General features: G+C 43.9%; 11 protein-coding genes. 2 read left to right on the forward strand and 9 right to left on the reverse strand.

The genetic code is table 11. The annotated features are described in order from the left end of the window. Window positions 1–10 precede the first annotated feature (10 nt). The 7 genes from CKK33_RS00960 to CKK33_RS00990 form a co-directional block, all read right to left on the reverse strand. Complete coding sequence (locus CKK33_RS00960) at window positions 11–3,394, reverse strand: glycosyltransferase (RefSeq protein ID WP_095702305.1); 3,384 nt, start codon at window positions 3,392–3,394, stop codon at window positions 11–13. A 40-nt stretch (window positions 3,395–3,434) separates the two neighbouring features. Continuing rightward, window positions 3,435–3,596 (reverse strand): FeoB-associated Cys-rich membrane protein, encoded by a 162-nt coding sequence (locus tag CKK33_RS19790; protein WP_095702306.1) that lies wholly within the window; start codon window positions 3,594–3,596, stop codon window positions 3,435–3,437. Window positions 3,597–3,652: 56 nt separating this feature from the next. Further along, the gene (locus CKK33_RS00970) at window positions 3,653–4,849 is read right to left on the reverse strand and encodes a hypothetical protein (RefSeq protein ID WP_095702307.1); all 1,197 of its coding nucleotides are present in this window, start codon (window positions 4,847–4,849) and stop codon (window positions 3,653–3,655) included. Window positions 4,850–5,006: 157 nt separating this feature from the next. Further along, window positions 5,007–5,849, reverse strand: a complete 843-nt coding sequence (locus tag CKK33_RS00975; RefSeq protein ID WP_095702308.1) for a type 1 glutamine amidotransferase — start codon at window positions 5,847–5,849, stop codon at window positions 5,007–5,009. Between the two features lie 96 nt (window positions 5,850–5,945). Continuing rightward, the gene (locus tag CKK33_RS00980; RefSeq protein WP_095702309.1) at window positions 5,946–7,043 is read right to left on the reverse strand and encodes a carboxylate-amine ligase; all 1,098 of its coding nucleotides are present in this window, start codon (window positions 7,041–7,043) and stop codon (window positions 5,946–5,948) included. A 111-nt stretch (window positions 7,044–7,154) separates the two neighbouring features. Next, entirely contained in the window at window positions 7,155–8,288 is a 1,134-nt protein-coding gene (locus tag CKK33_RS00985; protein ID WP_095702310.1) for a RimK family alpha-L-glutamate ligase, read from the reverse strand. 116 nt (window positions 8,289–8,404) lie between these two features. Beyond that, window positions 8,405–9,112, reverse strand: coding sequence for an esterase family protein (locus tag CKK33_RS00990; protein ID WP_095702311.1), 708 nt, complete (start codon window positions 9,110–9,112; stop codon window positions 8,405–8,407). Between the two features lie 127 nt (window positions 9,113–9,239). Between CKK33_RS00990 and CKK33_RS00995 the strand changes: the two genes are divergently transcribed. Then, window positions 9,240–10,049, forward strand: a complete 810-nt coding sequence (locus CKK33_RS00995; protein ID WP_095702312.1) for an esterase family protein — start codon at window positions 9,240–9,242, stop codon at window positions 10,047–10,049. Window positions 10,050–10,294: 245 nt separating this feature from the next. Here the strand turns inward: CKK33_RS00995 and CKK33_RS01000 are convergent, their stop codons facing one another. Beyond that, on the reverse strand, window positions 10,295–11,716 hold the full coding sequence (locus CKK33_RS01000; RefSeq protein WP_095702313.1) for an SDR family oxidoreductase: 1,422 nt from the start codon (window positions 11,714–11,716) through the stop codon (window positions 10,295–10,297). A gap of 225 nt (window positions 11,717–11,941) precedes the next feature. On the opposite strand from CKK33_RS01000, the gene CKK33_RS01005 reads away from it, so the two are divergent. Then, window positions 11,942–12,367 (forward strand): DUF4488 domain-containing protein, encoded by a 426-nt coding sequence (locus CKK33_RS01005; protein WP_095702314.1) that lies wholly within the window; start codon window positions 11,942–11,944, stop codon window positions 12,365–12,367. Window positions 12,368–12,578: 211 nt separating this feature from the next. On the opposite strand, the gene CKK33_RS01010 is transcribed toward CKK33_RS01005, so the two are convergent. Next, entirely contained in the window at window positions 12,579–13,475 is an 897-nt protein-coding gene (locus CKK33_RS01010; RefSeq protein ID WP_095702315.1) for a toll/interleukin-1 receptor domain-containing protein, read from the reverse strand. Window positions 13,476–13,657: the final 182 nt, after the last annotated feature.

Consider the following 13,657-nt stretch of genomic DNA (forward strand, 5'->3'; position numbering starts at 1 on the left):
CCTTGAAATACTATTCAGGCGGTTCATTACTGTTCCCTACTACCGTATTTTTGCTTACTTTAACATTCCCGGTACGCTTTAATACGCCCCAGGTAGTGAGTTCGCCTTTTAACGCTTTACGAATAGATTTAAACAGGATGTAATACATTAGCTGCCTCCATATAAACCTTTGAGGTATCAGGTAAACGAGTTTACCATATGGTTCTTTTTCCATCCGGAAGGCAATAGCCCCTACTATAAAATCTATCAGGAGGAAGGCAACATAAAATATCAGCATTTTCTCGGGGTGGCTACCAAATAGCCCCAGGATCATGATTAGATCGGCAAGGGGCGAAAACAGCGGCAGTATGATCTGGAAAATAAGGATGTTGGGCATACCCACCATGCCGAAATAGCTGTACTTTTTGTTAAACAGCGCGTCGCGGTTCTTCCAGAAACTTTGTATAACCCCGAAACTCCAGCGGAAACGCTGTTTCAGTAACGCGCTAAGCGTTTCCGGTGCTTCGGTATATGCTATAGCTTCGGCACAGTTCTTTATCACATAGCCTTCTTTTAGTATGCGCATAGTAAGGTCGCAATCCTCGGCAAGGGTATCATAAGTAAACCCGCCCGCCCTGAAAATAGCCGCTTTACGGAATGCGCCAATAGCACCCGGCACCACCGTAATACTGTTGATGATATCAAATGCGCGGCGGTCCATATTCTGGGCTGTTATGTACTCAATAGACTGCCATTTGGTAACAATGTTGGTTTCGTTACCTACCTTAACCGTACCGGCAACAGCACCTATCTGCTCATCGGTAAAATAGGTCATGAGGTGATAGATGGCATCTGTTTTCAGCTGGGTATCAGCGTCAATACATATTACATACTCATTTACAGCGTGGCTTATACCGAAGTTAAGGGCCGACGCCTTGCCCCCATTAGGTTTGGTTAGCACCTTTACCTGCGGATGCTGCGCATAGGCTTCGCTTACTACTTTATAAGTGTTGTCTTTCGAGCCATCATCAACAAAAATAATATTGAAAACAGGATATTCGGTTTTTAATAAGCTTTCAATGGTTTTAATAGCGGTAACTTCCTCATTATAAGCCGGCACGATAATACTTACCGGGGGCAGCTTCCGTGCAGTATTCTTTATTTTTTTATTATCCGCGAATTGTCTTGTAGCCAATATACCTATCAATATGATACGCCCGATAGCCAGGAAGATAGCGGTTAGGAACACGTAAAAGAAAAAGCGATTCCCCAGGAAAAAGCCTACTACCACTATATCATAATACTTACCCCAAAAACTTTGCTCGTCTTTTGCGACGGGCATCAGTTCTATCTTCTTTTTATCCAGGATATCGGCAATGGTGGTAAACTCATAACCGTTCTTTTTAAAATACTGGATAATAGCCGGCAGGGCTTTTACCGTTTCTTCTCGGGTATCGCCACCGGCATCATGCAACAGGATCATACTGCCATTACCCTTTTGGCGAATGGTGCGGGCAATAATACTATCTGCGGTAACGCCCGGCTGCCAATCCCAAGGGTCTATAGACTCACCAATGGTGATATAACTTTGCCTGCGGCTCTCGGCCACCGGTATTACCTCGGCCAGCGTTTGCGGCTCTGCATCGGCATTAAAAGGCGGGCGGAACAGTATAGTGCTGTGCCCTGTAACCGACTCTATCAATTTCCGTGTCGCATTCAGCTCCAGATTTACGCGTTCCAGGCCAATAGTAGAAATATCCGGATGGAAGAAGGTATGGTTCCCTATCTCGTAACCTTCATCATAGATACGTTTGAGGATAGGTATATTTTTTTCGACCATTGAGCCTACCACAAAGAACGAGGCCGGCACTTTTTCTCTTTTTAAAATATCCAGTATCCGGGGGGTGTATTCAGGATCGGGACCATCATCAAAAGTTAAAACCACTTTACCCGGCTTATAACCATATTTACGTATTACGTATTTGGTAGGTATGGTTTTATAATACTGGCTGGTAATGATATAATTGTTCGTATCCAGCTTGATGTCGATCTCGCCCTTGTTAGGTACCGTGATTAGATCAAGTACCTCACCGTCGCCTGCGTAACTGATGTTATTGTTAAGCCCTACTGTGGTTAAGCGTTTGATCTCTAAGCCGGTTTTCTTTAAAGAATCCAGCGAAAGGTTCTTTTGAAAGAAGGTCCACAAACGCGGGTCTTCTCCGCCGAGGCGCCAAAGGGCTACACCACCGGTTGCCCAGTCATCGGCCATGCGCATCACGTTAAAGTTGGTAGCGGCATCGGCAAAATAAACGGTATGGTCAAGGCCATCGTTACCCAGGTAGGTATAATGCGAATTAGCGGAAGTGGGATCAAATACGATCTTTTTATTTTTTTGCTGAGCTGTACCTATGGCTTGCTGGTAGCCTATGGACTGGCCAACGCTGCCCTCGGGCCAATCGTAACCGCCGCTTGCCAGCGTCAGGATCACCTTTTCGCTGGGGATAACAGAACAAACGTGGTCAAGTATCTCTTCTACCCAATGCTGGTGCGATACATCGCCGGAGTTGGTACCATCATTATGCTCATCAATGGCCATTACAAACAGGTAGTCGTTTACATGCTGTAAGCGCTTCAGGTCGTACTCCTCATCATCGGGCCAAACGTTTTGCGTTACCAGCAGGTTGTTAGCTTTGAAAATCCGGTACAGATCGTTCTGAAACGCTATGTATTCCTTGCTATTACGGCTTTTAATATCTTCTATCTCAACGTTTACACCGCTAAAATTATAGTGGTGCAAGGTATTAACCATGCTGTTAATAAAAGCCGTGCGCAGTTTTTTACTCTTAAAAATACGCTCGACATCTTTGGTATCAAACTCGCCTGTTTTATTATCAATATTTACATAATTGGAGAGCGTTACCAACACCTGTTTTTTATAACGCTTGTTCACATTGATCAGCCCGGTATCAATTGCGGTTTTAAGCGTATCGGCATTGCGCGAAAATGAGAAACCCTCAGACACGATCATGTCCAAGTGCGGCATACTTTCAACCAGTGAGGTATATGCCTGCGACTCCCAAGCTTTATAAAAAGCCGCGTTAATACGTTTAGCGTTATTAGGGTGCTTTAACTGGTGCAGCCTGCGCGCACGGGCAAGTTGCTCAATCTCGGCTTTCTCAATCTTGAAATCGCGGTATCTTTTAGATTTTTTGAAAGCGTTAAGGTCTTCTTTGGCAATACGCTTAGGCACCGGGTCCAATACCGGCAGGGCCGGATATTTAGTTGAGGTAACGGTTACTATGGCCGCGATTACGCCCACTACAAAAACGATGAGTAATAAACGGCTTATCCATTTAAACCGGTTCCACCTGCCGGGGTCATCTGCCTGAAATATCTGCCTGTTGTTTGAGGACATGTAAGGATTTTAAAATGACAAGGTTAATACAAACAATACATTATTTGTGTTGCTTATCCGGCTCTATTCTGGAAAAATCTATTCCGCACTTGCAATTTGTACCGCAGCCTTTTTTAGCGAACAGGTTTTTATAAACCATTCGACCGATATAAATAACGGCGGCAACAAATAGCAGGGCTATAATTAACAACTGTATGTTCATGTCACAAAAATAATACTAATAGTATATACGTATAGTATGTTTAAAAAGTATGCAGGTTACTTATGCATAAATGCCACGGTGCCGCCAACCCAATCAAAATCTTTATTATACCGCACCCCTATCATTTTGCCACGGCTTAATCGGGCGAGGTTAACGGCTAATGTTGGCTTGGTACGCCCATTAGGCCAAAGGTACAATAATCTTAGCTCAGCCTTTACACCTCCATCTGGTGATTGTATTACCGGCACATAATCTACCTTCTCCTGTAATATCCAGTTTTCGGGGTCGGATAAATTAGCTACATCATCATCCATCACATCAATCATAACACCTTGACCGGCAAAACTGAATAAAGGTTTAAGCACATAATTTTGCAAATCATCCGGGATAGCAGCCAATTTGCTTACGAACTGTGTTTTGGGCACGTATTTACCCTTTAGAAAGGGCATAGTGTACTTACTGATACGGTAAAACCAGTTAGGATGTGTTATCCATTCCACATCCAAGGGTTTGCGTATATCAACCACTTTACTAAATATCTCCGGGTCGTTCCCTATTTCATCAAATATCAGGCGGTTGTAAATACGCCTGATACGTTTTTTATCGCCATTTACAGTGTGGTAGAGAAGCTGATCGCCTTCCTGTATCAGGTCTGTAAGGGAAATTACCGGCGTACCGATATATTTTTCTGTAAGATAAAAATCCACAGCGGTTTTTTGATCGGGGGCGTTTACATCCATTAATACCACCTCGTCGGGTTGATAAGGGCCAATAATAGTTTCCCGGAGCAGATCGAGATAACTGCTTTTGCTTAAGCCATTAAAAAAGATGGTTTGGTTACCGGGTATATTAAACGTGTGCCGGTAGCGCTCACCAAGATGTAACTGAAAACCGTACAAGGAAGGGAAACCCTGCATCTCTATCAGCTTGGGGACAATATTACCTGCATCATCTTTACAAACGCCAAAGTCTAAAGCAATAAAATGCGGGTGATCGTTCTCGTTAACAACCCGCCACTTATCGGGTATGGCATGTTCGCTTAGTTCTTTAAAGCCGGGCGCAGTGATGACATCTATGATCTCCTGACCTGCTTGTATTAATTTGTCCCGGAAATCATCGGTAAGGAAAACCGGTGTTTCTGCCACACGGAATTCTACCGGTTTGCGCAAGCCCGCATTGAGGTCAACCAAAAAATCAGCATATTTTTCTTCGGTGAAGTTTTGGTTAAATATGGTTCTGATAGATGGGTTCATGGGGTACTGATTTTATTAATTATTAACAAGTTATGTTATTGCGAGCGATAGCGCGGCAATCTTGTTAGACACGTTAAACTGACCATGTAATTGCCGCGTCGCTGTCGCTCCTCGCAATGACATATATATATATATATATATATTAGTACGCGTTATCTCACGCTCTTTCCTCTACCTTCTCATACTTCAGCAACGCCTTATCCAAAAAATTGGGAATAATGGTGTGCTGTGTATGTACTATCTTATCAGGGTCTTCCAGCCGCTCTATCATTTCGCTGTATTTGGCTTCACCGTGTTCTGCTATTACATCGGCTTTTTTGTCTTCGCGTTGTAGCAACATACTCATCCCGTGTGCATCAGCCTCCGGGTGAAACTGCGTTGCAAAAAAGTACGGACTAAACCTGATGGCCATCATGGCACGCGGTAAGTCAACATATGGGCGTTCTTTTTCCAGCGCAACCAACTCCATACCTAAATCTTTAAAACGTTTTTCATCAGGATTGATCACCTGCCAGCTGCGCGAATCGACAGCGTAGAAAGGATCGCTCAATCCTTCAAATACATGCTCATTATTACCATTACCAACAATGTGCACAGGCAACACCCCGAATGACGGCGAGCGGCGTGTACTGATCTCGCCCAAACCATATTTACGGCACATTAACTGGAAAGAATGGCATACAAAGAAAACATGTTTTTTATCATCGCTGTTGCCCTGGTTATGATCTTCCAGTTGGTCGATCAGGTTAAAATAATTGTTTTCCCAAACGCTACCCTTGCTATCCAACGGACTACCCGGGCCGCCACTTGAAATATAAGCATCAAAGCCCAGGTCCGGCACCTCTGCCTTACCACGTACATCAAAAACCTGGTAGCTTAAATTTAAATCATGCTGTTTTTTATAGCGCTCCAGTATCTCCCGGAAACCCCGCATCCCCTCATTTGCTACGCCATCGTACAGGTCTAATATGGCTACTTTTATTTCCGGTTTTATGTTCATAAGCTTTTATTAATTAGCCCCCACTCAGCCCTCTCCAGGGGAGAGGGTATAACTTTTTATAAAGTCCTCTCCTTTGGAGGGGATTTAGGTGAGGCTTTAAATCCCTTTTAATGTTTGTGATGTGATATAGTCAACCACATCTACAAAGTTATTACTTTGGTTGTAAACAGCCAGTTGCCTATCGGCACCAGTGCCATGCTCCAGTATCTTGTGCACATAGGCCAGATCATCGCGCGAGCCAAGCTCATCAACCACATCGTCAACAAAGTCAAGCAGCTCTAATACCAGCGAGCGGGTATTTACTTCCATTTCCTTACCGAAGTCTATCATTTTTCCATCAATGCCATACCGTGCTGCACGCCATTTGTTCTCATTGATCAAAGCGCGGGAGTAGTTAATAAACTTCATATTCTGCGACCGTAGTTTATAAAGCTTGGCGCACAACGCCTGGAATAATGCTGTAAAGGCGATAGTTTCATCAACCAGCATAGGGCAATCGCAAATACGGAACTCAATGGTTTCAAAAAACGGATGTACACGGATATCCCACCAAATCTTTTTGGCATTATCAATACAATTGGTTTTTACCAGTAACTTGATGTACCTGTCATATTCTTCTATACTGCTAAAATAATCTGGGATGCCCGTTCTCGGGAATTTATCAAACACCTTGGTACGAAATGATTTAAAACCTGTGTTACGACCTTCCCAAAATGGCGAGTTGGTTGATAGTGCGTACACATGCGGCAAAAAATATCTAACTTGGTTGGCAATATGTATAGCCATATCACGCGACTGTATGCCCACATGCACATGCAAACCGAAAATGAGGTTTGAGCGTGCGGCTTCCTGCATCTCATCCACTATCTCAAAGTAACGCGGATGGTCTGTTATGAGCTGATGTTGCCAATGCGAAAACGGATGCGTACCGGCAGCCCCTATGCGCAAGCCAAGGTCGCCGGCAAGTTGTGCCACGGTGCCGCGCAGTTTGGTTACTTCGGCACGGGCCTCTTGCGTATTACTGCAAATGTGCGTACCCACCTCAACCACGGCCTGGTGCATTTCGGCCTTCACCTGGTCTTCATGTATCTTTTGCGCACCATCAACAATCTTTTGCTCGTGCGAGGTAAGCTCCCTGGTCACAGGGTCAATCACCATAAATTCTTCTTCAACACCTAAGGTGAACTTGTTCATAATTGGTTGTATCAGCTATTGCTATTTCGAACGAGTAAGACGGAGAAATTTTCCCACCGGAAATATCGCGGGCAGAGGATTTCTCTCTATCGTTCGAAATGACAATTTTGTTTACTTTTTCGCTTTTTTAGGTGCTGCTTTTTCAGCAACAACTTTCTTAGGCTTTTCTTCTTTTGCTGCAGCGGGCTTCTTAGGTGCCGCTCTCTTTTTTGCCTTGCCTTCTTCGGCTATAGTATGGTCTATCGGGCCTTCCGTTACCGGGTTGGCATGCAGGCTGATATTCTTTGCCACGTACAATTCTTTGCCTGCAATTGATGTTTTCAAATACTCGCCCCAGGTAAGATTATCTCGGTCGTCTCTCTGCTTTTTGGCGCGTTCAATGGCATAGCTTGCTGCGGTCTCAACTACCCAATCAAAGTTCTCCTGACCAACACTGGTTACTTCCGCATCAGGCGCGGGATTGCAGAAGTCGATAGCATAAGGGATGCCATCGCGCACGGCAAACTCAACGGTATTAAAATCGTAGCCTAAATACTGGTTAAGGCGCAATACATAATCGGTAATGGTTTCCAGCATTTTTTTAGATGCAGGTGCTTTACCATGCTCATAACGCAGATGATGCGGGTTGCGCGGCTCGTACTGCATAATGCGTACGTGCTTGCCGCCAATGCAGTAGCAGCGGAAATAATCATCAAAGATGATCTCTTCCTGCAGCAGCATTACCAGTTGCCTGGTTTCGGCAAATTTCGCCCAAAGATCTTCGGCATCGCTTATCTTGTATACATCGCGCCAGCCGCCGCCGTCAAAGGGTTTCATGTAGGCCGGGAACCCAACGTAGTTAAACATGGCTTCCCAATCCAGCGGGTAAGCCAGGTTACGGAACGATTTATCTGTTGTATTATCCGGATGATCTTTCGAGGGCAGCAACACCGTTTTAGGTACCGGAACACCAATCTTGGTAGCCAGGGCGTTGTTAAAAAACTTCTCGTCTGCACTCCACCAAAACGGATTATTGATAACCGCTGTACCGGTGATAGCGGCGTTTTTGAGCGATGCACGGTAAAAAGGCACATCCTGCGATATACGGTCAACAATCACAGAGTAACCAAGTGGCTCGCCTTGTAGCATTTTATCAATGCGTACAAATTCGGCACTGATGCCTTTCTCTGCCTTTTCATTAATACGATCAACAAATGCCTGCGGAAATGAATTTTCCTGCCCGAATAAGATGCCTATTTTTTTCATAGTAATGTTTTGTAAAATCCTAAATTCTAAACGCTAAATCCTAAAATCTAAACCCTAAATTCTAAAAGGGATTCGCCTTTAAATCTTTCTCCTAATCTCTGATCATCAATCTCTAATCACTTTATTGTCGACAAATAATGCGGGAACATCTCGCGCCAGATGGGCCAGTCGTGCTTGCCCTCGGGGCGAATATCCAGCCAGTGACTGATGTTCTTATTGTTTAAGATATGAGATAGCCTAAGGTTATATTCCTTGCAAATATCCCAGTCTGATGTGCCCAGTATGATATTCATTTGCCACAGCGCCCAGTTGTCGCTGCCGGGCAAGTAATCTACCGGGTTGTTATAAAATACGTTGTCATCATAATAACCATCGGTAAACATTTTGATATCAAAAGCGCCGCCCATGCTAAACAGGTGCCCAACTTTTTCGGGATGTTTAAAGGCGAAGTTGGCTGCATGGTAACCGCCAAAACTGCACCCCGCAACAGCCACTTTGCCTACACCAGTCTCATGCATAGCGCAGGACGCCAGTTCGTCGAGCAGCATTTTATCGTACCAGGCATATCGGCGAGCCCTATCGGCCGGGTGGATTCCCTTATCGTACCAGGTGAGGCCATCAATGGTTGCCGGGCAGTATATCTTTACCAGGCCTTCGTCAATAAACCACCGCACGCTGTCAATTAGGCCATGCTCTTTATTTTGATAGTAAGCGCCAAGCGTGGTGGGGAATAACAATACCGGGTAACCTCTGTCGCCAAAAACAAGCATCTCCATATCCATGTTCAAATTTGGCGAGTGCCAGCGATGATACTGCTCTTTCAATGCGGTTAACTTTTGTTAGGTAAGTTAAAGTGTTTGCCCATTAATGTCAACAGTATGCCAAATAATTCTGTTTTAAGCAGTTCATAATGTTTTAAAACTTACTTTTGTACCCTTAATTTACAACCCTATGTACTACAGTACAGAAACGGAGATCATGATAGAAGCACAGGAACTTGTAGTTACCTCCAATATATTAAACCGCGACGTTACCTGCACCCTGCTTAAACCGCAGGCTGATGCCGTAACCGAACCTTTGAATTTATTACTGCTTAACGATGGCCAGGAAGTTAACGCCCTTGGTTTGATTGATACCCTTGAACAACTTTACAACCGCAACAGTATAAAGCCGGTACTAATTGTAGCCATACATGCTAATGACGACCGCTTGCAGGAATACGGCGTAGCCGGAAAACCCGATTTTAAAAAACGCGGTAGCAAGGCCACCCTTTACACGCAGTTTGTTATAAAAGAGCTGATACCATTTATTAAAAAAGAAACCGGCGTAGAAGAATTTGAGAGCACAGCCATTGCCGGATTCTCTTTAGGCGGATTATCAGCCTTTGATATTGCATGGAATAACCCGCAGGTTTTTGACAAGGTGGGCACTTTCTCCGGCTCGTTTTGGTGGCGAAGCAAAGACCTGGGTAAGGGCTACACCAATGACGACCGCATTATGCACAGCGTTGTCAGGAACACCGCAACCAAACCCGAACTGCAATTCTGGCTGCAAACCGGCACCAAGGACGAAACCGCAGACCGCAACAACAACGGCATTATTGATTCTATTGACGATACAATTGACATCATCAAAGAACTTTTAGCCAAAGGTTATGAGCGTGGCGATATCCAATACCTCGAAATGCTCAACGGCACCCATGATACCGCCACCTGGGGAAAAGCCATGCCAAAATTTTTGTGCTGGGCATTTGGTAGGTAGTTGGTTGCTGCCTGTGGCCTGTTGGTTATTTTAATACACTAACCGCCCGTTCCATAAGATGAATATAGCATTTGCAGAACAACAGGAACACATTAATAATAAGGCGCTTACAAAGAATAGCTGATAAACACAGCAGCCACTCCAACGCCATATTGAAGCCCCCAAAGCATTATTTTGGTTTTAACCGGGCGTTCCGCGCGGAACGCCCGTGTGGATACACTAAGTAGCCCTTACGTTGGCAACAATCAGGCATCATTGGCTATCTTGTTAAGCATTCCCCTGAAAATAAAGTAATGGAAGGGTAGCATGGAGTACCAGTATAAACGCCCCCATAAACCCAGCGGGCGAAACGTTGCCGTTTGCTTCACACAGTTATCATTCACTATCTTAAACTCCAGCCAGGCCTCACCGGGCACCTTCATTTCGGCGTACAGCAGCAGACGTTTTTCCTTGCGGCTGCTATGGATAACCCGCCAAAAATCAAGCACCTCTCCGGCTGATACCTCGCGGGCATTCTTACGCCCCCTGCGCAAGCCCACCCCGCCAAACAGCTTATCCAAAAAGCCCCTGAACTCCCAAAGCCAGTTGGCATAGTACCAGCCCGAACGCCCACCGATAGAAAAGATACGATCCAGAGCTTTCTCGGGATCCTTGGTCTTCTGGCTCTGCTTATCACGGAATACCCCATACTCCGGCACTTTAATGTAATGCGAGAGGTGCTGACTAAACTTGTCGGTAAAGGCCGAATCGTTCCAGCTGGAAAGCACCATATTCTGTTCGATCTTGTCAAAAGCAATACGGATAGCTTCTTTGTAAGGGATAAGGGCGATGCCCAGTCGTTGCGCAAGATCATTTGGCCTGCCCACTACATCTACCTTCATGCTATCCACTAGGTTTTTTGCCAGCGGGTAAGAGGTAGAGGTAACAAAGTACAACCAGTATGATGACAGGCGCGGCGTCATCACCGGTACGGTAAATATCCGTCGTTTAAGCTTACGCACCTCTGCAAATTGCAGCAGCATTTGCCTGTACGTAAGGATGTCCGGTCCGTAAATATCAAAATTTTGGCCGTAGGTATCTTCTCGGCCGGCCACGCCGCATAAAAACTGCACTACGTTGCGTATAGCAATAGGCTGGCATTGGGTATTGAGCCATTTTGGCGCTACCATAACAGGCAGCTTTTCTACCAGGTCGCGAATGATCTCAAACGACGCGCTGCCCGAGCCCACAATAATTCCGGCCCGCAGCGCAGTTACCGGCACCCGGCCTTTTTCCAATATATCTTCCACCGCCTTGCGCGAAAGCAGGTGCTGGGATAGCTTTTCTTCGTTAACAATGCCGCCCAGGTATACCAGTTGTTTGGCTTGGGTGTTATTGAGAAACTCCACAAAATTTTGGGCCGACTTTTTTTCGTTTTCAGTAAAGTTACTGCCCGACATGGAGTGCACCAGATAATAGGCCACATCAAAATCGGTGGGCAGGGCGTTCAAACTTTCAGCATCCAGCAGATCGGCTTCCGCTATGGTGAGCTTCTGGTCTTTAAAATCCTCTATGTTAAAACGCGCTTTATCGCGCATTACACCAATTACCTCGTGCCCCTGCTCTAATAATATCACCAGCAGGCGTTTACCGATATAGCCGCTGGCACCCGTAAGCAAAATCTTCATACCTGTGCAACAAGGGATTAGGGAGGATGTTTAAGTTAGATTTGTTTTTATGTGGTACTTGGCGCAACCTTGCTTAAAGTCGTGGTTAAAACCCTTTTCTGGCAGTATCTTAAGCGTACCGCAAGCACAGCATAACCACTAATTTATGAGTTTTTACCATCATCTTATAATAACAGTGGTTTGTTAGTGCCGAAGTGTAAATTACCACCATAAAACCTCATTCACATGTTAAAAAAATCGTTCAGGACACTCGCGATGCTGGTTATGGCATCAACCGCTTTTTCTTGTAAGACCGCCGAAAAAGCACATCAGAAAAAAGTAAAATCCTTTGTAGGCACCTGGAACGACGCGGACAACCCTACTAATAAGATCGTATTTAACGCCGACGGAAGATTTTACAACATCAACACTGAAAATGGCTTACAGATAGTTACACACAGTGGTACATTCAAAATTTTATCCGACAGTACCTACACCTTAAACATTACTGATGCCCGGCCCAATGCCATGTACGACTTAAAAGGCAGGCAATATGCCAACCATTATGCTTTAAGCAGCGGCAAAAAAACCATGAAGATAAACGGCGTTGTTGACGGCAGAAACGGGGTAGCACCGCTTGCCTGGAGCACCAATCTGGTAAAGGTGAATTAAACTGGATTATTGAACTTCGGCGGGATATTATGGTATCCTGCGCTGCACGAAGTTCGTTCATTAGAAGTTGTAATTCATCTAATTACTAAGCAATTCCATCCGCTGGTGCCATTAAGCAAAATCTATACAAGATAAAAAGTCCTTAGGAATAGTATTTAGGGAAATAGTGTATTATAGGTTTGAATAAATCAACTACTTAATACACATAAAATTAACTAAATGTTATTGCATCAAATAAACGCCCAATTATCTTCTCACTTCCTAAAACGTTCCAGTCTAATCCGACCACATCCAATAAACTTGGACTATAATTAAACACATCATGCTTTGTCACATTATACCAAATGGGTAGGACAAGTTTGGATTCTTCTAATATTTGCCGTGTAAATATTGTATTAAATTCCGTTTTCGTCCATCCACCATTATTTATGAAGTCTGGGCTTATAATCAAAATACATTTTTTTGACTCCTTTAAACCTTTCTCGATCGAGTCTCTAAGACTATCCCCTATTTTTAATGAAAATTCGTCATACCAAATGGGGCAAAGCAGCTTTTGTAAACCAATTGCAATAGGTCTAGCTACGTTTATTTTATCTCTTGAGTCGTGACTTATAAATGCCAAAGGCTTTTCCCATTTACTTCGCTCTTGCGCAAATATTGGTGTTCTCACTTGTAGTTTAATATCAAATTTTTTAGCACTCTTGTAAAGCGATGATATCTTTTGCGCAGATAAATTAAAGTCTGTGTATAAAAAGATTCGTCCACTTCCATTTAGCTGAGTTGAAGTTATGGAAATTGGGGAACCAAAGTAATTGACTTCAATATAAATATTACTTCCATTTACAACTTTAGCTACGCCTGGGTGATACCTTGGATGTGGCAACCTAATTTCATTAGTTTTAATTTGAAGTTTCTGTCCAAAAATGTCCCGAAAGAGCATCTCAAATGGGAAATTAATATCCTTTATAAAAAATGCAAAGTATGCTACTTCAGCGGTAAAGTCATAAAGTAAATATCCATGCAATGGCTGTTGCTCTACTGCAAGCTCTATGTTTATCCTAAAGCAATTGTCGAAATCTTGTTCGTAATATTCTTTAATCGTTGCCAATCTTTGCTATTTGATTGCAATATACAAATTGACTTTTTCGATCACGTATTAAATTATTCGCTTATTATCACTTGAATCAAAGTATTATCAAATAATTAAGTCAAAATCAATCATTTGTAAAAAGCCGAATGTGTTTTCTTATCCGGTAAATTAAGCGTATCTTTGCGCAAAATTTATAAGGC

It is taken from the genome of Mucilaginibacter sp. MD40, from assembly GCF_002288635.1.
In the GTDB taxonomy this organism is placed as follows: Bacteria; Bacteroidota; Bacteroidia; order Sphingobacteriales; family Sphingobacteriaceae; genus Mucilaginibacter.

Excerpts from the sequence above, each read along its gene's own strand:
- CKK33_RS19790 (WP_095702306.1), bottom strand. The coding sequence starts at position 3,596 with ATGAACATACAGTTGTTAATTATAGCCCTGCTATTTGTTGCCGCCGTT.
- CKK33_RS00980 (WP_095702309.1), bottom strand. The coding sequence starts at position 7,043 with ATGAACAAGTTCACCTTAGGTGTTGAAGAAGAATTTATGGTGATTGAC.
- CKK33_RS00995 (WP_095702312.1), top strand. The coding sequence starts at position 9,240 with ATGTACTACAGTACAGAAACGGAGATCATGATAGAAGCACAGGAACTT.
- CKK33_RS00975 (WP_095702308.1), bottom strand. The coding sequence starts at position 5,849 with ATGAACATAAAACCGGAAATAAAAGTAGCCATATTAGACCTGTACGAT.
- CKK33_RS00960 (WP_095702305.1), bottom strand. The coding sequence starts at position 3,394 with ATGTCCTCAAACAACAGGCAGATATTTCAGGCAGATGACCCCGGCAGG.
- CKK33_RS00970 (WP_095702307.1), bottom strand. The coding sequence starts at position 4,849 with ATGAACCCATCTATCAGAACCATATTTAACCAAAACTTCACCGAAGAA.
- CKK33_RS01000 (WP_095702313.1), bottom strand. The coding sequence starts at position 11,716 with ATGAAGATTTTGCTTACGGGTGCCAGCGGCTATATCGGTAAACGCCTG.
- CKK33_RS01005 (WP_095702314.1), top strand. The coding sequence starts at position 11,942 with ATGTTAAAAAAATCGTTCAGGACACTCGCGATGCTGGTTATGGCATCA.
- CKK33_RS00985 (WP_095702310.1), bottom strand. The coding sequence starts at position 8,288 with ATGAAAAAAATAGGCATCTTATTCGGGCAGGAAAATTCATTTCCGCAG.